The following is a 22,897-nucleotide window of genomic DNA, read 5'->3' as shown; positions in this document are numbered from 1 at the left end:
CACCCCCGCGGGCTACCTTGCTGTTTAAACTTTGTGTGTGTTGGTGTTGTTGTCGGGCCGTCCCTTCACCCGCACCACGGGTCAGCCGCGAACTGGCGAGCCGCCATCGCGACCGGCGCGCGTCCCGGACTGGGACCGTTGCGCCACCACCTGCGGCTCGGCCACCGGACCCGACACCCACACCTGCGCAGACCGAAGGCGACCGGGCGACATCAGAAGGCTGCGCAGTGCGCCCGACAGACCTGCGCACGAGAAGATCAGAACCCTCGGGAGACTGCGCAGCCCGCGACCGAACTCGACTGCGCAGCACCCTCAAACCGATTGCGCAGCCCATGAGGGCCGTCAGGGGCTGCGCAGTCAGCTGCGCAATCGTGGAACGCCCCGGATGGAGGCACGTGGTCGGCCCGACCATGAGCCCGACCACGGCAGCCCGACGGCCGTGTTGCCGGATCGTGACCGATGGTCGGGGCTCGTGGCCGTCAGCCTGGTCGGGGTCGGCGGCTGAGCTGACGACATGGACCACACACCCGCCCGCGCACCCAAGACCGCCGGTCGCCGCACCTCGGCGCGCCCGGTTCGCTGCCGGGGCCACCGCGCCCGACACACGTCGGAGACACGGTGGTGACCCGCTTCGGGGCGGGGATCCGCCGCGGCGTCATGGCGGCCGATCAGTTCACCCAGATCGCCAACGCGTTGTTCCGCGATGCACGGATGTCGTTCAAAGCGAAGGGGATCTTCGGGTACGTCAGTACCCACAGGAACGGCTGGCAGGTCACGGTCACCGACCTCGTCCGCATGGGCCCGGACGGACGGGAAGCGGTACGCAACGGCCTGCGGGAGCTCGAGGCACACGGCTACCTGATCCGTGAACGCCTGCGCCGCCCGGACGGCACCCTCGGCGAGATCGTCTACTGCATTACGGACCGCCCGGCCACCTTGGACATCGCCCTGATCGAAGCCGCCGGGGTGGTCACCGCCCCCGAGGCCGAGCACAACGACGGTCACCCGGCGGGGATCCGCCGGGGCGTGATGGCGGCCGATCAGTTCACCCAGATCGCCAACGGCCTCTTCCGCGAAGCGCAGCTGTCCTTCAAGGCCAAAGGGCTGTTCGGACTGCTCTCCACACACCGGGACGGCTGGCGGATGACCGTCACCGACATCGCCCGACGAAGCCGCGACGGTGACTCAGCCGTCAAGAGCGGGCTGAGGGAACTGGAGAAGCACGGCTTCCTGGTACGAGAACGCCATCGCAGCCCAGACGGCACCCTCAGCGCGGCGGCGTACCTCATCACCGACCTGCCCGCCCTGCAAAGCAGCAGGTCCGATCCAGAGTCGGGATTTCCACCAGTGGATGACCCTACGTTGGCCGATCGGTCCACTAAGAACACCAACAGAAAGAAGACCAACAAGCAGAACACCAAACCCCTCCGTCCGTGCCGCAGCGCAGCGACGCGAACACCAGGACCGATCAACCAGCCGCCCACACCGACATCCCCGCCACCAGCGCCCACGGCAGACGAGATGCACCCGGGCATCCGCCTGCTGCTCGACCTCGGCGCCTCCCGCTCCGAGCTACTTCTGACCGGGCAGCCGCTGACCGATCAAGGCCGCGTCGTGACCGCGATGCTTCAGGCCGGCTGGACCGCTGAACAACTGCGCAACATCATCGCCGCCCAGCCCCTACCCAAACCGGTACGGACCACAGTCGGCGCGATCATCGCCGCCCGCCTGCGCGCCGCCCAGGCCTACCCGCCGCCCGCCATCGCGGCCAGCCCCCGCCACCAGCCCGTCTGGAACGACCCACCGACGCAACAGATGACCCGCTCCGCCGCCGCACGCACGGTGAACGAAGCCCTGACCTACCGCGCCCTCGTCGAATGCACCGGCTGCGGCGCTCCCGCAAACGCCCCCGGCGAAGACCTCTGCCCGGCCTGCCTCGACTGGCCCCTCTGCCGCACCTGCACAAGTCCCACACCCCGCCGCGCCCACCCCGACGGCAACGGCCGCTGCACCACATGCGCCTCCGCCCTGACAGACCACCACCTGGAAGGAAGCACCCCGTGACAGACACGCTCAACACCCCGCAGCCGACCACGCCCGCGCACCACACGCACCCCTTCACCCGAGACCCCAAGCAGTGGGAGAAGGAACGCTCCCGCGCCCTGCGGACCGGCCACGTCCGCGACCACACCTGCCCGGCCACCTGCGAGCCCGTACTCGTCCACGAACGCACCCCCTGGGTATGGCTCGCCTGGACCGTCCCCGGCGACGGCAGCCCACCCGAAATCCCCCACCAGATCGGCGTGCTCACCCCCGCCGCGACCCGCACACAGCGTCTGGCCCCGCGCTGGCTGACCCGGCGCCCCGCCCACCGCATCGCCCTGGGCACCGTCCCCGGATCGCTGCGGCTCGCCACTGCGGCCATAGCCCTCATCAGCCTGCTGGCCGGTCTGTTCGCCATCCACCAAGGGATCCCGGTCGATGTCGTCCTGCCGGCCGCATTCCTTGCCCCGCTGGTCGCTGAGCACCTGCCGGACCGGCTGGATGCCCGGGCCCGCAAGTACGTCCGCGTGGTCGAAGGCGACGTCGCCTGCCGCTATCTCCAGCGCCTTGCCACCCTGCACACGTCCCTCGTCCACGCCGCCGCCGACAGCGGCTGCTACGAACTGCGCCGCTCGGCCGACATCGGCCAGACCCTGCTGTGGGAGGCCGCGGGCCTGCTCCAGAACCGGGACAGCCGCTCGGTCTCAGCCGACCTCATCGCCCGCGAACGAGCGATGCTCCAACTTGCCCACATCGTCAAGCGCACCGCTCAGGGCGACACCGCATGCGCGAGCCACGCCTCCCACCCTGGGCGGCACTGTCTGTGACTTCTCGGTGCCGCGAACTCTCGCCGAGCCAACTGCCAGACCCGCCCGGCTGTCAGTGCCTAGCGTCACGATGGCGACACAACCCGAAGGGAAGAACGAATGAGTGAGCTGGACGCGCTTCTCGATGTCCTCGCCGGCTGGCAGTTCACCGCCGTACTCATTGCGGCGAGCCTGGCAATCTGCCTGCCGTGGGCCGCGTACACCGGGCATCACACCGGCTCGCACGCCCCCGGCCTGGTTCTGATCATGGGGGCGTGACATTCAGCGTGGGCGTCCCCATGGTGCTGTCCGCCGCCACCCAACCTGTCGTCCTTGGGGCCCTCGCCGGCGGCGCGGTGGGCCTGGCCGTAGGCGTGCCCGTCTGCGTAGTCATGTCCACGCGCTGGATGCGCGCGGGATCATCCGGCGGCTGAGCTTCACGGCTCTGCCGACCCGCAGCGTCACTCACTCGACTCATCTCACGCCGATGTCGAGCAAGCTCAGCCTGCACGGACCGTAGCTGTGACGGATCGCTCAGGATGGGCAGCTGGCGGCTCAGTTAGGGAGCCGTCGGCATCAGACCGGGACTCCTCGCGGACCACGGCCTTCGCCGATCCACGATCCGCTCTCGCGTCGCTCCCCCGAATGGGGAATGGGCCGCCGACCGTAGACCGGAAGGCGGCCCGCCAGAGGGAGGGACGTTATGCGGCAATCTTGCGCAGGGCGCGGCGGGCGCGCTGGGTGGCGCGCTCGGCGCGACGTTGTAGACGGGCTGCGTGCAGGAGGCGTTCTCGCTCTCCCTCGCGCAGGCGCTCGTTGATGAGTTGTCGAGTCTGGACTTCGTGAAGCATGCTGTCCCCCTGGACCGGCGGACCTCGGCATCCGTTGATGCCGCCTCAGATCCGCGTTCTGCTTCAGATTCTAAAGAAGTCACTGCGGATGTGCCTGCTATTTTCTGGCTACTTCGGTCTACGTGCCTGAGAATGCCAGGATCGTGGGCTGACGGCGGGCGCGGTTGAAGGTGAACGGCGCGCCTCTGCGTCAGGAGGCACGATGCGGGCGCGGGAAGCTCGTCGGCGGCAATCGCCTTCCCGAAAGGGACCACGGGGGCATCAAGCCCAGGTGTCGAGCATGCAGCCGCATCTGCCGGGGGCGTGTCCACGGTCGGCGGCCCGGTGCAGGCCGCCGACCTCATCGCTGCTCTGACCCGTCTTGGGGAGACGGGCCTGTCGTGTGAGCGTCAGACCTCCAGCCTCGAGACGTAGCCGACGAAGGAGGAGAATTCCGTCGGTGTGAACGCGAGGGTCGGGCCGGTCTTGTCCTTCGAGTCGCGGACGTACAGGGCGCCGGACGTGCCCGCGACCTCAATGCAGTCCTGCTCACCACCGCTGAACGAGGACTTGAACCAGGCCGGGCTGTCCGGGGCGGGTGCGGTCATGAGTACTTCTCCTCCATGATCTTCTTGATGGTCTCGCGCGACTCGTCTGGCGATTGCGCGGTGGCGACGATCTGCTCGAAGGCTTCTTCGAAGACCGCCACGTCTGCAGCCCCCTCCACGAAGATGCCGGACGAGCTGGGATCCGGCAGCGCGGCAGGGTCGGCGGGAATCTCTACCAGCTGTCCCCGCTGGGCGGGTGTCACGACAGGAGGGGGTGCTCGTGCTGGGTCACGCGTTCGTGGGTGATCCAGGAAGGGAAGTCAGGATGGTTGCTCCAGGCCTTCGCGAGCACGAGCTGGACGACGCGCCAGCCGATCGCGAGTCCGGCCGACGCGTCTTGCGGTGCAGTCAGTCGGTGGGCCTGGAGACGCTGGCGATGAAGGTGGCGAACGTCTTGCTGCCGAGAGTCAGCATGGGGCCGACCGGGCATTTCGAGTCGCGTATGGCGACGCCGTCCAGCCCCATGGTCGCGATTGGGGCGACCTCGACGCACTGGCTGTCGGAGTTGCCCGAGTAGGAGCTCTTCCGCCAGGGCAGGTCGGCATGGGAGGTGGTGCGAGTCATCCGTGGACCCTTTCCAGATGTGCTTTCAGGACTGCTCGCGATTCGTCTGCGGAGAGTGCAGCCGAGGCGATGAACTCGAACTCCGCTTCCAGCCTCGAGACCTCGGCGGGGTCGTCGGTGTGTTCGCCTCCGAGCGGGGTGTCCACGCTGGCAGCGGGGAGCCAGGGGTGGTCGAAACCCAGCAGGGTCAGGGCGCCGCCGGATCCGTATGCCGGGTGCATGCCGAGCGGGAGTATCTGAACGGTGATGCCCCGACGCCGTGACAGGTCGATCAGTCGGTCGATCTGGTCTCTCATGACGGCGGGACCGGTGTCGAACTGGGCATGGAGGGCCGATTCCGCGACGAGGAAGCGCACGCGCACCTGCGAAGGAGCCCGGGAGAGTACTTCCTGGCGGCCTAGCCGGGCCGCCACGAGAGTTTCGGCCCGCTCCTCGATGACCTCCTGGGCAGAGCGTCGGATGAGTTCGCGGGCGTATCCGGGTGTCTGTGCGAGTCCCGGGACGACGGCGGGGTGGTGAACGCGGAGGTCGGTGGCGTCGGCTTCCAGCTCGATGAAATCGAGGTAGGGCTGGGCCAGTCGGTCCTTGTAGGGGGCCCACCAGCCTCGTCCCGGGGGTTCCTCGGCTGCGGCGGCCACCGCTGCGACCGCCCGTTCGTCGTTGATGCCGTAGGCCGCGGCCAGCTTCCGGACGTCCTGAGCCGGCACGCGGTAGGCGGCGCGCTCCAGTCGGGACAGACGAGTGAAGTCGATGCCGGCGCGGTGGGCAGCTTCGCGGACGTTCAGCTCGGCATCGGTGCGCCAGCGGGCTAACTGCTCCCCAACACGACGCTGTTTCACGGTCGGTGTTGTGCTTCTGCGCGTCATGGGACGCAGCATCGCATGCTCGCGTCGGTACGTTCTGCGGGTTGGCATATTCCAACTCTCGCCGATTGAGTGCTCCTTGTTGCGCCTACGTCACAACAAGGAGCACTCTGGCGGTAGGCGGTTCCTAACGGAAGCCGTCCGGGTGATCACTTTCCGTCATGCCCTTCTCCGGCCTGAAAGCCGAGCCTGCCCATGACCGACTTCCGCGCCAGCATCCACGCAACCGGATTTCCCGCCTACACCCACACGTTCCCCACCGCTGCCGAGAGCGTCCGCGACGCCCGCCGACTCGCCATCACGGCTGTGCACGCATGGGGTCTCGAGCCCCTCGCCCATGACGCCGCACTCGTCACCAGCGAACTCGCCACCAACGTCGTCCAGCACGCCGGTGTCCCCTCCTACCGGGTCACGGTGCTGCGCCTGACCGACACCCGGGTGAGGGTCGTGGTGACCGACACCCGCAGGTCCTCTCCGCCCGTGCCACCTACGGCCGGGGAGAGCGACGAATGCGGCCGCGGCCTGTCCCTGGTCGAAGCCGTCGCCGACACGACCGGATGCGAGCAACCCGTCTGGGGGAAGCGGCTCTGGGCCGAGCTTCAAGCACCCGCCAAGGCGCTTGCGCCTCATCACTCCGCGGACATGGCCATGCCCGCGCTCTCGAATGCCGCGTCCTCTCACGAGTTACGTTCGCTCCCCGATGGAGGCATCGTGCACGACCGTTCCCCTCTGACCGCCCTTGCCGGATCCACCGTTCTGGTGACCGGTGGCGCGGGCCTGATCGGCTCCCGCATCACTGCCCGGCTCCGCGCGCTGGGCGCCCGCCCCGTCTCGCTGTGCGCCATGGACGCCTACCCTGCCCAGGTGTACACCGACCGCTTCGGTGTCGACCCTTCCGACGCGGACGTGATCACCGGAGACGTCCGGGACACGGCTCTGGTACGCACGCTCGTCGGCGAGAGCGACTACGTCATCCACGCGGCAGCCCTCGCCGACGTCGCAGCGTGCACCCGAGAGCCGATGGCCGCGATCGACGTCAACATCACCGGCACGCAGAGCGTCCTGGATGCCGTTGCCGCTACCGACCGGGTCCGCCGGATGGTGTTCGTGTCCTCCGCCAGCGTCTACGGCGACGGAAATCCGGAGGAGACCACCAACCCGGACCTGCTGACCATGCGCCAGCTCCTGGAGACCGTTCATGGCGGACGCATCCCGCCCCAGTTCCACGAAACGCACGCCATGCGACCTGTCTCCGTCTACGGCAACACGAAGGTGTGGGGCGAGGAACAGACCAAGCTGGTCCTCGGTCAGATCGGCACCTCGTACAGCATCGTCCGCTACTTCTCCGTCTATGGCGAACCGCAGACCATCAAGCCGAACTCCCACTCCTGGGTGGTCGCCTGGTTCGCCACGCGCGCCAATTTGGGGCTTCCCCTTCATCTCAACGGGGGTGGCCGTCAGGTCCGTGACCTCACGCACGTTGAGGACATCGCCGAAGGCACCCTGCACGCGCTGACCAACCCCCGCGCCCACACCGATACCCTGAACATCGGCACAGGGATCGCCACCAGCGTCCGCGACGTCGCCGACCTGGTCCGCGCCCACTACCCCGACACCCTCCTACTCGAGACCCCCCTACCAGCGGGTGACCCCCTCGGCGGGTACGCCTCGGTGCGCCGTATGGAGAACATCCTGGGCTGGAAGCCGAAGGTAGCTATCGCCGAGGGAATCACTCGCTACGTGCGGTGGCTGGAGCAGACTCCGCAAGCCGCTCCGAGCTGGCTGACGCAGGCCACGGCCCTCTGACACCGGCGGGCGGCACAGACTCGCCCCGCCGACGGCCCCCGCCACCGCGTTCACATTCTCGGCAGCCGCGCGCGGCCATCCCTGACTGGAGGCCAGCCATGCCCCCGCTCCTGCTCAGCCAGTACCTCACCGCCCCCGCCCGCGGTTCGCTCGCCGAGACCGCCTACGGCACCATCGACACCTACGACCTCGCCGACTTCCTCACCCGCTGGCCCGAGGTCCACCGCCAAGCCTTAACCGCGCTCGGCCCGCGGGGACGTATCCACCCGACGGCGTTCGTCCACCCTCAGGCGATCATCGGCGACGACGTCATCATCGGCCCGCACGCCCGTGTCTTCGAGTTCTCCACCGTCCGCAAGGGAAGCGTCGTGTGCGCGGGCGCTTCCATCGGCTTCAACTGCGAGGTCACCGCCGCTTTCATCGGCGAAGACGCCGTGCTCGGCCACCGCATCGGCATCAACCGCACCCTCGTCGGCGCCCGGGCCCACCTGTCCGCGAGCGTGACCGTGGCCGGCATCACCATGAGCCGCGACATGCGCACCCCAGACCGCGAGGTCATCCTCCGCACCCGTCTCGGCATCTACCGGACTGGAACCCCGCAGTTCGGCGCAGTCATCGGCGATGGCACGCAGACCGGCACCAACATCAGCCTCGGCCCGGGCGTTGCCATCGGACGCCACAGCCAGATCAACACCGGCGTCACCCTCGCCCTCCGCGCCATTCCCGAGCACAGCATCGTCACCGCGCCCCACACGGCCGAAGCCCACGTCCACTCACGCCGATCTCGCCGAAGCAGCGAGGCCCCGCGGTGACCTCCGCGGCGGCCCCCGCCCCCGGCACGTTGGCCATCGCGATCGGCGCCGACCCGGCCGGCCACACCCATGCACGCCGCTCTGAACGCAGCCGTGACGGCGCTCGGCACCGCCACTCAGGAACCCGAGGGACAGGCAGGCGAGCACTAGAGTTGAAACCTGCAGAGTCAACGAGATGAAAGGCGCTTCCGTGAGCAACGGCGCCCCGCGCCCGACGGTCGGCGCCGTCGTCCTGACGATGAACGACCGGCCTGAGGAGTTTCCCCGGGCCATGGCCTCCCTCCTTGCGCAGGAAGGCATCGAACTCGATGTCGTCGTGGTTGGCAACGGCTGCGTACCCGACCAGGTCCCCGCAGGCGTGCGCACAGTCAGCCTCCGCGAGAACGTGGGAATCCCCGAAGGCCGCAACATCGGCGCCGCTGAGGTGACGGGCGACTACCTGTTCTTCTTCGACAACGACGCCGTCCTGCCGGAAACCAACTCACTCGCCCGTCTCGTCGCCGAACTCTCCGCTGATGACCAGCTCGCCTACGCCCAGCCACGCATCTTTGACCCCGTCACCGGCGTCACCCTCCGGCGCTGGGTACCCCGCCTGCGCGCCTCCGACCCTGCCCGCCCCGGCGTGGTCACCGTCATGGCCGAGGGCGTCGTCATGGTCCGACGCGACGCCTACGAACGCGCCGGCGGCTGGCCAGGCCACTTCTTCCTCTTCCACGAAGGAGTGGAACTGGCCTGGAAGCTCTGGGACCTCGGGCTCCAAGGCCGCTACTTCCCCGACATCGTCGTCCACCACCCGGCCACCAACCCGGCCCGGCACGAGACCTTCTACCGTCTCAACGCCCGCAACCGCGTCTGGGTAGCCCGCCGTAACCTGCCCCGCCCACTCATTCCACTCAACCTCGCCACCTGGAGCCTCATCACCCTGTCGCGCTTCCGGGAAGCCAAGGCGCTGCGTGCCACCCTCGCTGGATTCCGTGAAGGACTGGCAGGAGGCCAGGGCACCCGTCACCCCATGTCGTGGAAGACGGTCTACCGGCTCAGCCGAGCAGGCAGACCCCCGATCTTCTGAACGACTCCGAGCAGCACGACGCCTCAAGAACTCGGCGTGTGGCAGAACCCGACGAACGCGGCCGCGGAATCCGCGCCGCGGTACCTCACGTCAACGGCCGCCCGGCGTAGCACCGAACGATCGTCACCCCTTTTGTCCCGGTGCGACGCATCGCAGCCTCATCCTGGCGTGTCCAGCATGCAGGCCTCTGCCGGTGGGCGAGATGCCAAGGCCACGGATTGTCAGTGCCGGCTCGTAGCGTCGAAGGCGAGGGTCCGGAAGGACCGGACCGAGGAAGGCACGGGACAGGCCATGGGTGAGATCAGCGTGGGCAGGCAGCACCTGGACCGGCTCCTGGCCGACAGCGCCGAAACATCGCACGGCGCCCCCTACCAGCAAGCCTTCGCGGAGCTCGCCGAGACACATCAAGGCCAGCCCACCGCGGAGATTCTGCCCCTGCTGCGCCGCGCGGCCGACCGGGCCTTGCTGGAGTTCACGCACGCCGACCTGGTCGAGCAGGCCGAAGCGATCAGCACGGGAGAGCGGTACGTCCTGCGCATCCGGGTCACCTGAAGATCCAGGCTCGCGCTCGACACGCGGCCGGTGGATGGGGTACTGGTCACAGGTCGGTCCAAGGGCGGGGCGGGCCCCCGATGAGCGGCGTCCACACGGGTCCGGACGGGCGGTGTTCCTCGATGTCTTCCAGGATGGCCGCTCCGAGCTGTGCTTCCCGGGCGAGGGCTGCGACCAGCGGGTGCTGGGCGACCATCGCCTGCAGATCGCTGATCCGAGCCTGAAGCCTGCCCCGGGAGGCGCCGGTGAGCACGAAGAGCACGCGGGGGAAGACCGGGTACCAGCGCAGCCACGCCGGGCCGGCGGAGTGGGGCCTGCGGCGGCCGACGGGCTGGGCTTCGTGCTGGAAGAGCCGCGCGTACTCGATCAGCTTCACGGCCAGCCGCTCGCTGCTCATGGTGCTGCGGTCGACTTCTACGAACGCGCGCAGCTTCCGCCGGTGGCCACCGTCGATGACGGTGTAGTGCATGACCGCGTCGGCCACGAGCCGTTCGCCCTCGCCGATGGAGTGGGCCACCTCGGGAGTCCAGTCCCATGGGCCGTGCTCGTGCCCGTGCCGGCGGGCGTCTGCCGCGAACGGCAGATGGGCGCGGACGACGGTCAGTGTGTGCGGCGTCTTCAGCGACGCTGCGGTGGTGGAGGTGATGGGGTATGGCGGCCGTCCTCGCAGGATGGGGAGATCGCGGGTCAGACGCGCCCCCTCCGGGGTGAGGTACCAGGCGTGCGTACGCGATCGCCCCGAGTCCGGCAGCGGGGTGAGGTCGACGAAGCCCCTGGACCGCAGCGTGTTCAGTGCCCGCGAGAGCAATTGGCGGGTCCCGTCCGGTCGCAGCATTCTGAGCAGCTGGCCGGTCGTGGCCATGCGGTGGAGGGCGAGCGCGGTCAGGATCTGCAAACGCAGCGGTTCTACGGGGCTCGGAGCCACCTCGGCGGCCGGGGCACCTGATAGGGAGCGGGTCATGGCAGCAGGCAACCCCAGAGCCCCGACCCGACCCCCGACCATGTGACCCTGACCAGGGTCACGACCCGGCCACGATCTCGTGGTCGGGCCCGTGGTCGGGGTTCCATGGCCCCGACCACGGGCTGCGCGGTACTTGAAGCACCAGCGGCCGTCAGCACAGGTGGCGCGGGAGCGGTCTTGAATGATTGGCGATGGCCGGTCCGCAGCAGCAGATGCTGCTGCGGGGCGTGGTGGCGAAGCCACGCCGTGCCGGCCATCGTGCGACACCCGGCCCGCAAGGGACCAACGCCCAAAACCGAGTGTCGCGTTCTTGGGGCGGTGACCGGAAGACCGTCACCGCCGGGTGCTATCGCTACTTCTTCGACCGTGCGGCGGCCTGCTCGAGGATGCGCCGACGTGTCCACCGCCGGCGACCCTTCTGGCGCCCTGCTTCGGCGACGCCGTCCGTGGTCTTCAGCAGCGGAAGGTTGCCCTGGGACAGGCTGCTGGAGAAGGAACCGACGCTCTTGAACCCCAGCAGGGCGGCCGCTTGGCTCGCCCCCAGCAGTTCGTCCGGATCGCCGTCGACGGGTACGACCGGCAGGGGTGGCGCCGGTTTCGTTCCGGCCCGCCGTCCGCGGCCGGGACGGGTGGCGATCCACGCCTGCAGGGTCCGTACCGTCCACAGCTGCCGGCGGTAGGGGTTCTCGGTCGTGCCCTTCTCTTCGATGACGTCCGCGTCGGGGAAGTAGCCGGGGTGGTCGCGCACGAAGGTGGTGACCTGGTTGGGGTTCTTGTAGCCGAGGTACCGCGAGGCTTCCGCGGCGTTCAGCAAGGTGTCCTGGGCGAGGGAGGGCGGTATGTGTTGAGCGAGCCGTGCCGGTGCACGGTGGGCGAACCACTCGGTGACCTCCGCGTGATCCCACAGGCGGGCGCGGCCACGTTTGTCGACGGGCTCGGGGAATGCCTTGCCGGCCGTGTTCTCCGCTTGCTCGGTGTAGAGGCTGCTGACCCTTGCGGGGGTCAAACCCTGTTCAGCCGCGATCTCGGCAGCGTCGGCCAGGCGAGGCTCGCGGCGCGAGGTCATGGCGGAACCGTCCGTCCTGTCAGCGGCGAGCCGGCCCATCCCGCTCACAACGCAAATAATGGCAGGAGTTCCGGGTGTGGGTCCAGTCCGCCGCTCAGGATTCTCTCCGCGGCCGGGCTCACCGTTGAGGGTCAGTCCTCGGGGATCAAGGAGACACCGCGGTGCGCGGCGGCCTCGGCCATCTCCGCGTATGCCATGGCGGCCGGTGTCGTCTCCCACTCGGCAAGGGTCAGCAGCAGGAGCACTTCGTCCCGGTCCTGCGAGGCATCACAGGGTATGCCGGCCGTGTCCGCGGCGGACATCAGATCCGCGGTGGTCAGCCCGCCGAGTCGTGCTGATACATCCCGGTGCAGGTCCTGAAGACCTTGCTGGTACAGCTCGTGCGCCTCGCCCAGGAGGAGCACCAGGTCCTCGCCGTGGCTGGCCTGTGCCGCCGCAACGAGGTCGAGGATGCGCTGGGTCGTCGTCATCGTCATCGAGTATCCCTCCTGATGGGTGAGTGCCGGGTGGTGGCCAGCCGCAGCCGTCGCACATCGGGCGGCGGCCGCTGTCGCGGGCCAGCTCGGGCTCCTTGCGGGGCTCCGACGTCAGTGCCGCCCGCACCTTGCTGCAGGGCGGTGAAGTCCGGGCCGTCGTCCGGACAGGCGACACCCGGGTCGGCGCCGCACTTTCTTGCATGCCGAATCAGATCGGTGATGCGCCGGTCGGCGCGGAAACTGTCGCCGCGGACCCGCTCGACCTCCGCATACAGGTCGGCGAGCCGCGGCCGGCGCCCACAGGAGAGCAGCAAGTCGGGCAGCGACGCGTAACTACATAGGGAGCAGGAGCAGCGAGTTGCCCAGCCAGTCACCGGCACCGGGCACGGAATGGTACGACCAGCAGTACGGCACCGGCGCGCTGGCATGCCACTGATTGACCGCGTCGGTCGACCAGTCCTTGACGGGCAGCCATTCATCCACGACCCGAGCCGAGTTGGCCACCATGGTACGGAAGGCTGGCCGCCTTTTGCGGTCAGCTCCCTCGTCGCTGCGCAGACCCACGATCTTCAGGATCCGCACCCTGGCTGAACTGCCGCTTGAGACGGTTCGACCGTAGGAGTCCAGGGCGCTGGAGACCACGCCCTCCTTGGCGTACTTGCGGCAGTAAGGGCTATCCATGCGCGGGAACCGGCCGTATGCCGCATACCCGGTTGAGCGGCTCCGGCGCAGCGTGGCCAGCTTTCCGCTGAATGATCACGGTCGGTTTTGCGGCGCTGTGAGGCGGCCGCCAAAGTGTATGCAGATGTACTCTAGATTCATGTCGAGTACATATCCAATCGCTGAAGCCCGGGCCTGCTTGGGCGACCTCGCGCGTCGTGCTGCCCAGCACGAGCACATCACCCTGACTGACCGGGGTACACCCACTGCCGTTCTGATCTCCCCGGCGGAGCTGGAGGATCTCGAAGACGCCCTGGCTGTCGCGCGCCTGGAACGTGATCGGGCTCTGGGAATCACCCCGGCTCCTGTTTCACACGCGCAGGCCCGTCTCGCGCTTCTCGACGCAGCGGGCCGGAGCGCAGAGTGAGCTGGAGCATCACTTGGGAGCCCGCTGCTCTCAATGAGGCAGCCAGCCATCTGAAGGCCGACCCCGCTGGTGTGGACGCACTGCTGCACGCCACGGACCGGCTCGCGGATGATCCGGCTCCCGAAGGTTCCCGCGCCTGGGGGAGCAGTCACCGGCGTCTGCACAGCGGTCCATGGAGGATCTTGTACCGCATCGACACCCAGACCAGCACGCTCCACATTGAGCACGTAGGACACGCTGGCTGACCATGCCACGACGGCTCCTCAGCGGGTTCTGTCCCCGCTCTGCCGCTGGTGGGTCTCAAGGTTTCCCGTAAGGGTGTGGGAATGGCTTCGAAGACGTGGTTGCTCGGTCGCGCTATCCGCCTGACCGGCGAGGGCGAGGTTGTGGGGCGAGCGATACCAATAGTGCCCGGTGGGTGCTGTCGGCCGGGCGGACGAGCAGCCAAAGGCCGGCACGAGCTGGGTCGGCGACGGCCTCCACGACGTCGTTGACACAAGCACGGCTCGTCCAGCGGGTGTCCGCAGATCTGGCACAGGCGTCGCCGGAAGGCGGTGAGGGTCTTGTCGGCGTCGAGGACACCGAAGACGCACCACCTGTGCCGGGTCGAGGTAGACAATCTGCGGCGCCTCCTCTTCGTGCGTGCCGGGCTCCATCGGCGGGGTGGAAACGGCGGTGGCCATGGTTCTCCTTCTTGCCGGTTCGGTGAACGGGGGCGGTTGGGCGCTCAGGGCTTCACGCGGATGACGTGGGAGGTCGGGAGGTGGACGTACAGGACGTCGTCGTGCGCGGGCGGGTCAAGTGCCGTCTCGCCGACTGGCACCATGCGACCCGTGGTCTCGGTGTGCCTGAGGTCCGGCATCTCCACGGAGGGCGCGAGAGCAGCGATGAACGGGCTCCAGCCCACCGACATCCTGCTGCCCGCCCGCTGCTCTGTCGTCGTGAAGTACGCCGCCACGGCCTGCGGCCCATCGCCCGGCTGCTCAGCAGCGAAGGCGCGGACCCGGCCGACGACCACCCGCCGCCAGCCCTGTTCCGCCGCCTGGATGGCGACGGAGGCAAGAGTGTCCAGAGTCTTGGGAGGAAGGTCGCGGAGCGCGGCAGGCATCAAAGGCGTGCCCGGCTCGGCCAACAGTGCGGCCAGTTCCTGATGCTTCATCACAGGCGTCCTTCCTCGGCGGGGCGGCGGCCCCGCCGTACGGGGTGATCCGCAGAACCAACAACATCAATAATAGTGTCTTTATTGGGTGGGTAAATCCACCCCTGACCTGCGGTTTTGCGGTCAGCTCTGCTCTCGACTGGCCAGCGGGGAAGAGTGCCCCAGCGTGCGGCGTTCACCATGGGCCGTGGCGCACTTCGCGATGCAGCCGCCCACTGGCACGTAAGGCGCTCGCCGATCGGGCGCCACCCCAGTTTCCGTGCAGCTCAAAGGTGTGCGAGCTCAGAACAGGGCCAGGTCCTCACCGCTGGTGTCCGCGATGACTGGCCGGGATCGGGTGGGGAGGTCGTCGAGGCGGTCGGGTCCGGCTGCGGCGGCAACGGCGGGGGCGGTCTCGGCCAGCCAGGTGCCAAACCGTTCGGCGGCTTCGCGGTAGGGGACCCTCGCTAGGACACGGTGCTCGCCGGTGGGGCAGAAGTCGACGGCGACGGTGAGCAGGCAGGAACGCGGCGCGTTGTGGCTGCCTGTCCAGGACACGCGCAGTACCCCGCAGGGTTTGCGCGCGCGGGAGCCGCGGGGGCCGCGGTGGGTCGGGCGCAGTGATCGGCAGGCTATGTGGGCGGTCCAGGCGGCGAGGTGCGGCAGGGGGAGGGTGGTGCGGGCGCGGCAGCCGGGGCAGCGGTGCCAGTGGTGGAGCCAGTCGCCGGTGTGGGTGTCGAAGAGGCGTGTGTAGTGGTCGGCCACGCGGATGTGATTGCTGTACAGGTGGTCGGGGCGTTCCTGTGTATTGCAGGAGTGGCAGACGGGGGCACGGACGTAGCCGTGTTCGTGGCAGTGGTCGAGTACGGCGGCGGGTGCGGTGTGGCAGACGGCGCACGTCCACCCTGCCACCTTGCGGGACATGTTCGGCTTGCGGCTGAGTACCGAGTACAGGTGGCCTTGCAGCTCGCCGTTGTACGCACGCGGTGGGACGGTTGGGCAGTGAGGGCTTGTCGTCTGCTGGCCGTCGGCGGGTGGAGTCCGGCCGTGGCGGGAGGGCGGCTCGGGGACCGCTGCGCATCTCTGGCTGGTCCGTGCGGCTTGCAGCCACTGCTTTTCGGCGTGCTCGGCCGTATCCAGTTTTCGGCGTGCTCGGCCGTATCCAGCAGCATGACCACGGCGCGCGGCAGCCACCACGTCCGCGCCGTGCGGTCGCGGGTTCGTTCCACGAGCATCCGCTGCCAATCGATCCCCGCCAGATGGTGCAGCCGACCGCCTTCGTGTCGTGCTGCCCGCCCGGGGTCGACCCGCCCCTGCAGCTCCCGGGTGACGCGCTGGCGCCACCGCAGCAGCATTCCCTCCATGTGCTCCTGCGCCGACGCGCCACGGAAGGGACCGATGCGGACCAGGTCCCGGCCATCCATCTCCACCGCGTTCAGTTCCGCGGCCGCCCGGCGCACCTCAACCTCCGGAACACCACATGGGCCGCCGCTTGCCTGCACCGTCGCCACCACGCGGCCGCCCAGCAGGACGTACCCCAACTGAGCATTGGCAGGCGGGGAAGTGAACGCCGCAGAAGCCGCCGGCACAGCGCTGCCAGCAGCCAGTCCGGCCCACAGCGCATCCGCGGCGCCCAGAGTGATCAGGCCGCTCCTGCGCCCTGGGATGACACGCTCTGACATGCAAACAGGCTAATGGCCCACGGCTATGCCGGGGCAGGCTGCTGATCCGCTCGTCACCTGCAAGGGGCAATGCTCCCTTGATGGACTCCATAGCTGATGGTGTGCAGGGGATTCTCTGTGATGGTGTCTGTGCTGGGCGTTACGGTGATCGGGTTCTGTTCGCGAATGCGCGGGGGTGGACTTGATGGTGACGGCTCGACACGGGCGCGGTGCGGCGGTGCTGAGTGGCGGTGTAGCGCTTGCTCTCGCGCTCGCTGGCTGCGACGGCGACGGAGACAACAAAGCATCCTCCGTGCCCTCGACGCCTGTGCCCTCGACGTCGGCTGCTGATCCGCAGGAGGCGGAGAAGGCGGCGGTGCTGGCGGCGTACAGCTCGATGTCTGCGGAGCAGATGAAGGCGTACCGCAAGGCCGATGCCAAGGGCACCGACCTGGAGAAGTACACGACGCTTGATGCGCTGGCGCGGATCCGTCTCGACCTGGCCCGGATGAAGAAGGCCGGGACGGTGGTGCGTGGCGAGATCGGGCACGACGCGAAGGTGACTGGGCTCGACATGGGCGCCAAGACGCCCAAGGCGACGTTGTCGGACTGCGTGGATCTGTCGAGGTACGAGACCTACGACACCCGGGCCAACAAGCCGATTCCCCTGCCGACGGAGCAGCCGCTCCGTTACGTCATGACCGTGCGCGCCGAGAAGTGGCCGAACGGCTGGATGGTGACCGCCATCAACCCCCAGGGCGGGCCGACATGCTGAGCCGGGCGGCTGCGGTGACCGCGGTGCTCCTGGTGGGCGGTCTTGCGCCGGTCGCGCATGCCGATGGTGGTCCGGGCGGGGGCGTCTGCAAGGGAGCCACGCTGTTCGTCAAGGTATGCGCGCAGGACGGGGCGGACAGGCCCGGTTCAGGTGGGCCGCACCCGGCGGCCGACCCCTCCGGGAAGGGAGGTTCAAAGCCGTCGTGTACGTACACCAAGCTCGTTCCGCAGCCTCCGCCGGACAACATGTACTGGAAGGGGCACCAGGGGCAGAAGGGCGCAGTCTACGGCGCGCTTTGCCCAGACACCGATGGGGCGCGCACGGTGTGGATAGCTGACGGCGAGGCCCCGGGGGCGCCGACGATTGATCCGGAGCTGGTGGCGCGCCGGGCAGTCGATTCCATGCTGCTGACGGGGCCGAACGTGGCCAGCCCTCGCGCGGGCGGCCGGTATGTGGTGGGGCTGCCGATGTGGTTGTGGGTGGAGCAATCCCCGACGACTTTCGGTCCGAACACCGCGACGGCCACGGCGGGCGGTGTGAAGGTTACGGCGACGGCCACGGTGTCTTCCATCGCATGGAAGATGGGCGACAGCGAGACGGTCATCTGTGCCGGTCCCGGCACCCGCTACGACGCCTCGCAGGGCAAGAGCCCGTCGCCGGATTGCGGGCATCGTTACAAGGCCCCCTCGACTGCGCTGAAGAGTGGGAAGTATGCGGGGACGGCCACGGCCACGTGGACCGTGGAATGGCGGGCGGCGGCCCTCGGAGACGCCGGAAAGTTCACCGAGAGCCGTGTGACCCCCTTCGCAGTGGACGTGCGTGAGGTGCAGGTACTGAACTGACGTTGGATCCTCCAGGCTCGGGACGTCCGTCTTCTGCCCGCTGCCCAGGGCCTGGAGGGTGGGTTTGCTGGCGTGCGGCGGCGTGGGAGAGGCAGGAGTCGCTGGTGCACGGACCATCCTGCCCGCTCAACAGGGCACGCTGTGACGCCCTGGAAGCCATAGCGCGGGCTGTCGGGCATACGGCTGGTCTGTTCCAAGTCGACGTTCGGGTGCGAGCGGGGGTAGACGTGCTCCTCAGCACCGTTCACAGAGACGCCGGTCAGGGCCGGGGCAGCGGTAGGCCGGGCATCTGTGGGTGTCGCAGGTGCTGTCCGCTGTCGTAGACGTGCAGGGTGAATGTCTCCGGCCCCGGCTGTCCGGCCTCGTCGTACGCAGACAGCACGGCCTCGATCCGCGTCCACAGCTTTACCGGGCCGCCCTCGCGTACATCCCACCGGTCCTCGGTGGGGGTGATGGTGGCGGCGGAGCCGGTGACTACGTCGGCTAGGTGCACGACCTCGCCGACGGTCGTCATCTGCGCGTCGGGGGTGGCGCATTGGGCGAGAAATCGAAGGTGGAACGCCTGCTCGGTGGCAGCGGTGATGCGCTCCGGGGAGTGCCGGGCGGCCCGCCCCCTCTCAGGGAGGCCGGCGGCCCAGTGGGCGGGGTTGCCGAACGCTGGCGCCGCGTGGGTGCGGGCGGACATGAAGGAGACCGTGCCGGGCATTAGCTGGCCCTCGGCGGTGCCGTCACTGTTCACGGTGAGCAGGACACGGGCGTATCCGTAGAGCCAGCCGGAGAGGGTGAGCAGGATCTTCCCGCCCGGCCGGGCCTGTGCCAGCAGTGCGGGTGGAACGGTGCGGAAGGAGCAGGCGGCTACGATCCGGTCGAACTTCGCCTCGGGCCAGTAGCCGTACAGCCCGTCCGCCACCGCGAGGGTGGGGCTGTAGCCGCATCCGTAGAGGGCGCTGGCGGCCTGCTCCAGCCGGTGGGGGTCGACCTCGATGGAGGTGACGTCGGCGGAGCCGAGGCGTTCGCACGCGAGGGCGGTGGAGTACCCGGTGCCGGTGCCGATCTCCAGCACCGTGTGCCCCTCGGTGACCTCGGCGTCCGCCCACATTCGCACCACCAGCGAGGGCAGCGTGGAGGAGGAGGTGGGCGCCCCACCGTGCTGTGCCTGTGGGCTCTTCCAGTCGGGTTCGTCGCCGTCGAACTGGGTGATCAGCGTGGTGTCGGAGTACGCCGCGGCCAGCCAGCGACCGTAGTCGAGCTCGGCGGTGACCGGCTCCCACACCGTCAGTCCCTGCCCGTCGCGCTCGTCGGCGGGCAGGTAGAAGCCCGGCACGAACCGGTGCCTCGGCACCGCCTCGACCGCCGCCCGCCAGCCGGGATCAGCAAGGACGCCATCCTCGGCGAGGGCCTTGGTCATCGCCGCGCGCAGCCGCTCGGCGTCGGTCTCCAGATCGGCGGGCATCATCGAACCCCGCCTCCTTCCGTGCTCGTACTCAGGATGTCGGCGAACGCCTCGGTGATGCCCGGTGCGTCGGGCAGCCAGCCCCACTGACCGTTCGGGTTGCACTCGATGAACACCCAGTCCCCGGGCTCGTCGCCGTCGCCGGTGAGGGCGAAGTCGAAGCAGCCGAAAACCAGGCTGAACGCGCTCAGATAACTATGGAGCGCGGCCTCGATCGCGGCCGGGACGCGGATGGGGGCGTGCAGCAGGGCGTCCCAGTCGCCGCGGCGCCAGTCCAGCGCCCCGTCCGGGGCGGCGATCTGCTGGGCGAACACCTTCTTCCCGACCATCGTGACGCGCACGTCGCCGGTCTTGGGGATCTCCGCCTGGAACAGGTGTGCGGTCACCGTCAGGGTGTCGTCGAAGGTGTCGGGGTCGACGCGCTGGGCCCAGATCGCGCCGGTGTGCCCGTCCTCGCCCGTGGGCAGCCCACGGAACGTCTTGTAGATCACGGGCCCGTGCTCGGCGGCGAACTTCCGCGCGGCCTCCACGTCGTTGGTGACCAGGGTGGGTGGCACGGACAGGCCGAGCTGGGCCGCCGTCTGAAGCTGGGCGGGCTTGAAGTCCGCGGCCGTGACCGCGCCAGGGTGGTTGACGTAGCGGGCGCCGTGCAGGTGGCCCAGCACCCCGCCGAGCCCATGCCGCGCCTCGGCTGCGGCGAAGTCACGCTGTTGGGCAGGCAGGTGGGCGAAGCGGGAGACATACGGGGTGGGGCGGCGGTAGTACACCGCCGCCACCTCCCCCAGCTCCACCTCGCGGCTGGTCGTCCGCAGCCGACCGCCCCACGCCGGCGCCCCGGTGCCGATGCGGGCTCCAAGGGACAGGCCGGGCCCGATGTCGGCCGGGTCGACGCGGACGACCGGTACCTCACGCTCGTTCAGCGAACCGATCACCCAGTCCGCAGTGACGTCCTCCACGGACGTGATGACCAGGACGAGAGGAGCTGTCATCGGCTGCTCAGTCCGACTCGTAGTCGGTGGTGTTGTCGTCCTGCGTCTGCGGCTGCGGGGACTGCCCGTCGCCGCCGCCGGACATCGACGCGGTGCCCGTGGTCCTGTTCGTTCCGTGCTGGCCCATCTCCACCACCTGACCGGCGGCATCGGTGTACCGGGCGGTCTGCGTCTCCCCGTCGAGCGTCACCGCGGCGTACGACGGCGGGCCGACCGGGAGCCTGTCGGTGACCAGCCGCATCGCCCACGGAACCTGGGCCTGGGGTGCAAGCGTCGCCATGCGTTCGTCCTTTCCTCTTGCATCATGCGGATAGCCGGGCGGCTACCGCAGATGCAGAATCGCCCCCCGATAACGCCCGTGACCAGTACCGTTGATGCCGCGAACCGTGGCGGAATTGCCACGCTCCGTGACAAGAAGTCAGGGAAGGCGAGACGCGATGACCGGCAAAACCAGCAACCCGCACCTCGCACTGTGGATCGCGGCCACCGGCTTATCCCACGGCGAGATCGCCCGCCGTATTGCTGCCGAAGCCATCCGCCAGGGCCACCGGCAGATCGCCCCGGACGCCACCCGCATCCGCCGCTGGATCGACGGCGAACGCCCCCGCCCGCCCGTGCCCGCGCTTCTCGCGTCGGTGCTGTCCGAGGCGGTCAGTCAGCCGCTTACGCCGGGTGATCTGGGCCTGACGGCCGCCGGGCCCACACTGGATAGCATCCAGCTGCCGCTGCTGACCGAAGCAGCCGCACAGACCCTGGCCGGATGGACCCAGATGGATCTCTTCCTCGACCGCCGCGACACGCTCAAACTCGCCCTGGGTGCCCCGCTGATCCTCGCGGCCGAGCGGATGCTGGGCGGCACCGCTCGCCGGCTGAACCGCGACACCAAGGGCTTCGACACCGACACCACTGCCGCCCTGGAAGAGGTCACCGCGTTCTTTACGAAGGCCGACGCCTCCAAGGGAGGCGGCCTGTACCGCTCCGCGATCGTCGCCCAGCTCGCCGAAGTCGCCCGCCGCGTCCAGGACGGCGTCCCGCCGTCACTGAAGGCCCGGGTCTTCTCGGCGACCGCGGACCTGGCGGCCCTGGCCGGGTGGGTCAGCCACGACTGCGGCCGGTACGCCACCGCTCAGCGGTACTGGTCCTACGGCATCTACGCGGCCTCCGAAGCCCGGCAGCCAGACCGCGGGGTGGAGATCGTCACCCGCATGTCGCACCAGATGATCTACCTCGGCCATCCCGGCGACGCCCTCGGCCTGCTGGACGTCGCCGCGGCAAAGGCGAACCTGCCGGCCACCAGGGCCCTGGTCGCTTCCCAGACCGGCCGCGTCCATGCGGCCCTCGGTGACGAGCGCCAGGCCGAGCAGCACCTCGGCACCGCCGATGAGCTCGTGGCCGATGGCCTGGGCGATGATGTCCCGGAATGGGTGAGCTACTTCGACGCGGCAGAGCACGCCGGAGCACGCGCAGTCTCCGCCCGCGACCTCGCAGGGATCGGCCGACCGCGCCAGCCTGCGAGCGTTCACTTCACCGATGCCCTCGCGCTCAGGAAGCCTGGGTTCGAGCGGGCGCGCGTCATGGACCAGGTCGGGCTGGCGGCCGCGCTGTTCACCGAAGGCGACCCCGAGCAGGGCGCCGCGGCGGCCCATCAGGCGCTTGATGAGGCGGCCCGGATCGACTCCACTCTGGTGACTTCCCGGCTCAACACTCTGCTGGATGCCGCCCGCCTGTACCGGACCACCGCAGTGGACGAGGTCCGCGTCCTCGCGGCCGATCTCGCCAGTGCGCGGCCAACCGCTGTCGCCGCCTGAGACCATCGAGCCATGGGTAAGCACTCCCGGCCCGGGCCGCCGAACCAGCCGTCCCGCGCGGTGCCGCGCGTCTCCCCGGACGATCTGCTCGCGGGCTACGAGAAGCGACGCCGCCCGCCTCTCGACCAGCACCGCCTGCACCGCCCGTTCCATGGTGGTGGCGGGCACCTCCATCCTGATCAACCTCGGGCCTTGGAGGAGTGGAATGGGTTTTCGTACGAACCTGCCAGCACGGCGTTGAACCTCGCGGAGGCCCGGCGATGGGCGAACGAGCAGGTATCTGGCGAAGCCGGAAGCCAGCCGCCTTCCGCCGCGTAACCCTCTGAACGACGGCGGAGCTCGGGGCTTGCGACGTGGCGGGCATCATCTGCGGTATAGCCGACATCGCACCAAGAGGGGCACAACTGGCCTGCTGGTGCGCCGCACGTCTCGCACCGGTAATCGAGACTGGCCGCGTTCACGGGCGCCCACCACTGCAACCGCCTGATCGTGCGGGTCAGCGAGTCGGGGGAGTCGGCCAGGATCAGCAGCAGGACCGGGTGTGGGAAGAGGGCGAGCACTGCGCGGCGGTCTTCCAGGCGGCTTCGGCGGCCTTCCGCCCGGGGAGCGCTGCCTGGGCGGGCGGGGGGGGGGGGGGGGGGCGGGCGCGGCGGCCGCGGGGGCGCGGGGGGGGGGGGGCGGCAGGGCG

The 22,897-nt window shown here is 69.2% G+C and carries 27 protein-coding genes; 14 read left to right on the top strand and 13 right to left on the bottom strand.

What is annotated here, in order from left to right; all coding sequences use genetic code 11:
• Positions 1 to 621: 621 nt before the first annotated feature.
• The 4 genes from ACFWI9_RS08405 to ACFWI9_RS08390 all read left to right on the top strand — a co-directional run bounded on the left by ACFWI9_RS08405 (position 622) and on the right by ACFWI9_RS08390 (position 3,283).
• Positions 622 to 2,064: a hypothetical protein gene (locus tag ACFWI9_RS08405; protein ID WP_387159890.1), complete on the top strand. Its 1,443-nt coding sequence runs from the start codon at positions 622 to 624 to the stop codon at positions 2,062 to 2,064.
• Positions 2,061 to 2,870 (top strand): hypothetical protein, encoded by an 810-nt coding sequence (locus ACFWI9_RS08400; RefSeq protein ID WP_387159888.1) that lies wholly within the window; start codon positions 2,061 to 2,063, stop codon positions 2,868 to 2,870. The genes ACFWI9_RS08405 and ACFWI9_RS08400 overlap by 4 nt, the downstream gene beginning before the upstream one ends.
• 99 nt (positions 2,871 to 2,969) lie before the next feature.
• Positions 2,970 to 3,128 carry a hypothetical protein gene (locus ACFWI9_RS08395; protein WP_387159886.1) on the top strand — a complete coding sequence of 53 codons (159 nt, stop codon included), beginning with the start codon at positions 2,970 to 2,972 and terminating at the stop codon, positions 3,126 to 3,128.
• On the top strand, positions 3,125 to 3,283 hold the full coding sequence (locus tag ACFWI9_RS08390; protein ID WP_387159884.1) for a hypothetical protein: 159 nt from the start codon (positions 3,125 to 3,127) through the stop codon (positions 3,281 to 3,283). The genes ACFWI9_RS08395 and ACFWI9_RS08390 overlap by 4 nt, the downstream gene beginning before the upstream one ends.
• A gap of 806 nt (positions 3,284 to 4,089) precedes the next feature.
• Here ACFWI9_RS08390 and ACFWI9_RS08385 read toward each other — a convergent pair.
• The 4 genes from ACFWI9_RS08385 to ACFWI9_RS08370 all read right to left on the bottom strand — a co-directional run bounded on the left by ACFWI9_RS08385 (position 4,090) and on the right by ACFWI9_RS08370 (position 5,690).
• On the bottom strand, positions 4,090 to 4,287 hold the full coding sequence (locus ACFWI9_RS08385; protein WP_387159882.1) for a DUF397 domain-containing protein: 198 nt from the start codon (positions 4,285 to 4,287) through the stop codon (positions 4,090 to 4,092).
• Positions 4,284 to 4,490: a Scr1 family TA system antitoxin-like transcriptional regulator gene (locus tag ACFWI9_RS08380; RefSeq protein WP_387159881.1), complete on the bottom strand. Its 207-nt coding sequence runs from the start codon at positions 4,488 to 4,490 to the stop codon at positions 4,284 to 4,286. Before ACFWI9_RS08380 ends, ACFWI9_RS08385 begins: the two co-directional genes overlap by 4 nt.
• 145 nt (positions 4,491 to 4,635) lie before the next feature.
• Positions 4,636 to 4,851 carry a DUF397 domain-containing protein gene (locus ACFWI9_RS08375; protein WP_387159879.1) on the bottom strand — a complete coding sequence of 72 codons (216 nt, stop codon included), beginning with the start codon at positions 4,849 to 4,851 and terminating at the stop codon, positions 4,636 to 4,638.
• Positions 4,848 to 5,690, bottom strand: coding sequence for a helix-turn-helix domain-containing protein (locus ACFWI9_RS08370; RefSeq protein WP_387159877.1), 843 nt, complete (start codon positions 5,688 to 5,690; stop codon positions 4,848 to 4,850). The genes ACFWI9_RS08375 and ACFWI9_RS08370 overlap by 4 nt, the downstream gene beginning before the upstream one ends.
• 219 nt (positions 5,691 to 5,909) lie before the next feature.
• Between ACFWI9_RS08370 and ACFWI9_RS08365 the strand changes: the two genes are divergently transcribed.
• The 4 genes from ACFWI9_RS08365 to ACFWI9_RS08350 all read left to right on the top strand — a co-directional run bounded on the left by ACFWI9_RS08365 (position 5,910) and on the right by ACFWI9_RS08350 (position 9,953).
• Positions 5,910 to 7,520, top strand: a complete 1,611-nt coding sequence (locus tag ACFWI9_RS08365; protein WP_387159875.1) for an NAD-dependent epimerase/dehydratase family protein — start codon at positions 5,910 to 5,912, stop codon at positions 7,518 to 7,520.
• A 98-nt stretch (positions 7,521 to 7,618) separates the two neighbouring features.
• The gene (locus ACFWI9_RS08360; protein ID WP_387159873.1) at positions 7,619 to 8,332 is read left to right on the top strand and encodes a transferase; all 714 of its coding nucleotides are present in this window, start codon (positions 7,619 to 7,621) and stop codon (positions 8,330 to 8,332) included.
• Between the two features lie 190 nt (positions 8,333 to 8,522).
• Positions 8,523 to 9,401, top strand: coding sequence for a glycosyltransferase family 2 protein (locus tag ACFWI9_RS08355; protein WP_387159946.1), 879 nt, complete (start codon positions 8,523 to 8,525; stop codon positions 9,399 to 9,401).
• 291 nt (positions 9,402 to 9,692) lie between these two features.
• Positions 9,693 to 9,953, top strand: a complete 261-nt coding sequence (locus ACFWI9_RS08350) for a hypothetical protein (RefSeq protein WP_387159872.1) — start codon at positions 9,693 to 9,695, stop codon at positions 9,951 to 9,953.
• Between the two features lie 46 nt (positions 9,954 to 9,999).
• Here the strand turns inward: ACFWI9_RS08350 and ACFWI9_RS08345 are convergent, their stop codons facing one another.
• The 4 genes from ACFWI9_RS08345 to ACFWI9_RS08330 all read right to left on the bottom strand — a co-directional run bounded on the left by ACFWI9_RS08345 (position 10,000) and on the right by ACFWI9_RS08330 (position 13,137).
• Entirely contained in the window at positions 10,000 to 10,914 is a 915-nt protein-coding gene (locus tag ACFWI9_RS08345) for a replication-relaxation family protein (protein WP_387159870.1), read from the bottom strand.
• Positions 10,915 to 11,266: 352 nt separating this feature from the next.
• Positions 11,267 to 11,980 carry a hypothetical protein gene (locus tag ACFWI9_RS08340; RefSeq protein ID WP_387159945.1) on the bottom strand — a complete coding sequence of 238 codons (714 nt, stop codon included), beginning with the start codon at positions 11,978 to 11,980 and terminating at the stop codon, positions 11,267 to 11,269.
• Positions 11,981 to 12,111: 131 nt separating this feature from the next.
• A complete protein-coding gene (locus ACFWI9_RS08335; protein ID WP_387159868.1) occupies positions 12,112 to 12,456 on the bottom strand; it encodes a hypothetical protein in 345 nt (114 codons plus the stop codon).
• A gap of 333 nt (positions 12,457 to 12,789) precedes the next feature.
• On the bottom strand, positions 12,790 to 13,137 hold the full coding sequence (locus ACFWI9_RS08330) for a hypothetical protein (protein WP_387159866.1): 348 nt from the start codon (positions 13,135 to 13,137) through the stop codon (positions 12,790 to 12,792).
• On the opposite strand from ACFWI9_RS08330, the gene ACFWI9_RS08325 reads away from it, so the two are divergent.
• Entirely contained in the window at positions 13,136 to 13,543 is a 408-nt protein-coding gene (locus ACFWI9_RS08325) for a type II toxin-antitoxin system Phd/YefM family antitoxin (RefSeq protein WP_387159864.1), read from the top strand. The two genes, ACFWI9_RS08330 and ACFWI9_RS08325, sit on opposite strands and share 2 nt — an antisense overlap.
• Positions 13,540 to 13,788, top strand: a complete 249-nt coding sequence (locus ACFWI9_RS08320) for a type II toxin-antitoxin system RelE/ParE family toxin (protein WP_387159863.1) — start codon at positions 13,540 to 13,542, stop codon at positions 13,786 to 13,788. The genes ACFWI9_RS08325 and ACFWI9_RS08320 overlap by 4 nt, the downstream gene beginning before the upstream one ends.
• A 482-nt stretch (positions 13,789 to 14,270) precedes the next feature.
• On the opposite strand, the gene ACFWI9_RS08315 is transcribed toward ACFWI9_RS08320, so the two are convergent.
• Both ACFWI9_RS08315 and ACFWI9_RS08310 read right to left on the bottom strand, forming a co-directional pair.
• Complete coding sequence (locus ACFWI9_RS08315) at positions 14,271 to 14,702, bottom strand: hypothetical protein (protein WP_387159861.1); 432 nt, start codon at positions 14,700 to 14,702, stop codon at positions 14,271 to 14,273.
• A gap of 282 nt (positions 14,703 to 14,984) precedes the next feature.
• Positions 14,985 to 15,605, bottom strand: a complete 621-nt coding sequence (locus tag ACFWI9_RS08310) for an endonuclease domain-containing protein (protein ID WP_387159859.1) — start codon at positions 15,603 to 15,605, stop codon at positions 14,985 to 14,987.
• A gap of 942 nt (positions 15,606 to 16,547) precedes the next feature.
• Between ACFWI9_RS08310 and ACFWI9_RS08305 the strand changes: the two genes are divergently transcribed.
• Entirely contained in the window at positions 16,548 to 17,117 is a 570-nt protein-coding gene (locus tag ACFWI9_RS08305; protein WP_387159857.1) for a hypothetical protein, read from the top strand.
• A gap of 245 nt (positions 17,118 to 17,362) precedes the next feature.
• Positions 17,363 to 17,959 (top strand): ATP/GTP-binding protein, encoded by a 597-nt coding sequence (locus ACFWI9_RS08300; RefSeq protein ID WP_387159856.1) that lies wholly within the window; start codon positions 17,363 to 17,365, stop codon positions 17,957 to 17,959.
• Between the two features lie 259 nt (positions 17,960 to 18,218).
• Here the strand turns inward: ACFWI9_RS08300 and tgmC are convergent, their stop codons facing one another.
• The 3 genes from tgmC to ACFWI9_RS08285 are packed head-to-tail and all read right to left on the bottom strand — an operon-like array spanning position 18,219 to position 20,681.
• On the bottom strand, positions 18,219 to 19,415 hold the full coding sequence (tgmC, locus tag ACFWI9_RS08295) for an ATP-grasp peptide maturase system methyltransferase (protein WP_387159854.1): 1,197 nt from the start codon (positions 19,413 to 19,415) through the stop codon (positions 18,219 to 18,221).
• A complete protein-coding gene (tgmB, locus tag ACFWI9_RS08290; protein WP_387159853.1) occupies positions 19,412 to 20,401 on the bottom strand; it encodes an ATP-grasp ribosomal peptide maturase in 990 nt (329 codons plus the stop codon). The genes tgmC and tgmB overlap by 4 nt, the downstream gene beginning before the upstream one ends.
• 7 nt (positions 20,402 to 20,408) lie before the next feature.
• Positions 20,409 to 20,681, bottom strand: a complete 273-nt coding sequence (locus ACFWI9_RS08285; RefSeq protein ID WP_387159851.1) for a putative ATP-grasp-modified RiPP — start codon at positions 20,679 to 20,681, stop codon at positions 20,409 to 20,411.
• Between the two features lie 157 nt (positions 20,682 to 20,838).
• Here ACFWI9_RS08285 and ACFWI9_RS08280 point away from each other — a divergent pair, with 157 nt between their 5' ends.
• The gene (locus ACFWI9_RS08280) at positions 20,839 to 22,209 is read left to right on the top strand and encodes a Tat pathway signal protein (protein ID WP_387159849.1); all 1,371 of its coding nucleotides are present in this window, start codon (positions 20,839 to 20,841) and stop codon (positions 22,207 to 22,209) included.
• 12 nt (positions 22,210 to 22,221) lie between these two features.
• Entirely contained in the window at positions 22,222 to 22,527 is a 306-nt protein-coding gene (locus ACFWI9_RS08275) for a DUF6087 family protein (protein ID WP_387159847.1), read from the top strand.
• Positions 22,528 to 22,897 lie beyond the last annotated feature (370 nt).

Origin of the sequence: Streptomyces sp. NPDC127084 (assembly GCF_042724175.1) — a bacterium.
GTDB lineage: Bacteria > Actinomycetota > Actinomycetes > Streptomycetales > Streptomycetaceae > Streptomyces.
Note: the sequence above shows the minus strand (reverse complement) of the source record. Positions and strands in the feature narration are given on the sequence as shown.

What these genes read in the sequence shown, in the direction of transcription:
- ACFWI9_RS08395 (WP_387159886.1), top strand. Translation starts at nt 2,970, where the DNA reads ATGAGTGAGCTGGACGCGCTTCTCGATGTCCTCGCCGGCTGGCAGTTC.
- ACFWI9_RS08385 (WP_387159882.1), bottom strand. Translation starts at nt 4,287, where the DNA reads ATGACCGCACCCGCCCCGGACAGCCCGGCCTGGTTCAAGTCCTCGTTC.
- ACFWI9_RS08375 (WP_387159879.1), bottom strand. Translation starts at nt 4,851, where the DNA reads ATGACTCGCACCACCTCCCATGCCGACCTGCCCTGGCGGAAGAGCTCC.
- ACFWI9_RS08365 (WP_387159875.1), top strand. Translation starts at nt 5,910, where the DNA reads ATGACCGACTTCCGCGCCAGCATCCACGCAACCGGATTTCCCGCCTAC.
- ACFWI9_RS08360 (WP_387159873.1), top strand. Translation starts at nt 7,619, where the DNA reads ATGCCCCCGCTCCTGCTCAGCCAGTACCTCACCGCCCCCGCCCGCGGT.
- ACFWI9_RS08350 (WP_387159872.1), top strand. Translation starts at nt 9,693, where the DNA reads ATGGGTGAGATCAGCGTGGGCAGGCAGCACCTGGACCGGCTCCTGGCC.
- ACFWI9_RS08345 (WP_387159870.1), bottom strand. Translation starts at nt 10,914, where the DNA reads ATGACCCGCTCCCTATCAGGTGCCCCGGCCGCCGAGGTGGCTCCGAGC.
- ACFWI9_RS08340 (WP_387159945.1), bottom strand. Translation starts at nt 11,980, where the DNA reads ATGACCTCGCGCCGCGAGCCTCGCCTGGCCGACGCTGCCGAGATCGCG.
- ACFWI9_RS08335 (WP_387159868.1), bottom strand. Translation starts at nt 12,456, where the DNA reads ATGACGATGACGACGACCCAGCGCATCCTCGACCTCGTTGCGGCGGCA.
- ACFWI9_RS08325 (WP_387159864.1), top strand. Translation starts at nt 13,136, where the DNA reads ATGCGCGGGAACCGGCCGTATGCCGCATACCCGGTTGAGCGGCTCCGG.
- ACFWI9_RS08330 (WP_387159866.1), bottom strand. Translation starts at nt 13,137, where the DNA reads ATGGATAGCCCTTACTGCCGCAAGTACGCCAAGGAGGGCGTGGTCTCC.
- ACFWI9_RS08315 (WP_387159861.1), bottom strand. Translation starts at nt 14,702, where the DNA reads ATGAAGCATCAGGAACTGGCCGCACTGTTGGCCGAGCCGGGCACGCCT.
- ACFWI9_RS08310 (WP_387159859.1), bottom strand. Translation starts at nt 15,605, where the DNA reads ATGTCCCGCAAGGTGGCAGGGTGGACGTGCGCCGTCTGCCACACCGCA.
- ACFWI9_RS08305 (WP_387159857.1), top strand. Translation starts at nt 16,548, where the DNA reads ATGGTGACGGCTCGACACGGGCGCGGTGCGGCGGTGCTGAGTGGCGGT.
- ACFWI9_RS08300 (WP_387159856.1), top strand. Translation starts at nt 17,363, where the DNA reads ATGTACTGGAAGGGGCACCAGGGGCAGAAGGGCGCAGTCTACGGCGCG.
- tgmC (WP_387159854.1), bottom strand. Translation starts at nt 19,415, where the DNA reads ATGATGCCCGCCGATCTGGAGACCGACGCCGAGCGGCTGCGCGCGGCG.
- tgmB (WP_387159853.1), bottom strand. Translation starts at nt 20,401, where the DNA reads ATGACAGCTCCTCTCGTCCTGGTCATCACGTCCGTGGAGGACGTCACT.
- ACFWI9_RS08285 (WP_387159851.1), bottom strand. Translation starts at nt 20,681, where the DNA reads ATGGCGACGCTTGCACCCCAGGCCCAGGTTCCGTGGGCGATGCGGCTG.
- ACFWI9_RS08280 (WP_387159849.1), top strand. Translation starts at nt 20,839, where the DNA reads ATGACCGGCAAAACCAGCAACCCGCACCTCGCACTGTGGATCGCGGCC.
- ACFWI9_RS08275 (WP_387159847.1), top strand. Translation starts at nt 22,222, where the DNA reads ATGGGTAAGCACTCCCGGCCCGGGCCGCCGAACCAGCCGTCCCGCGCG.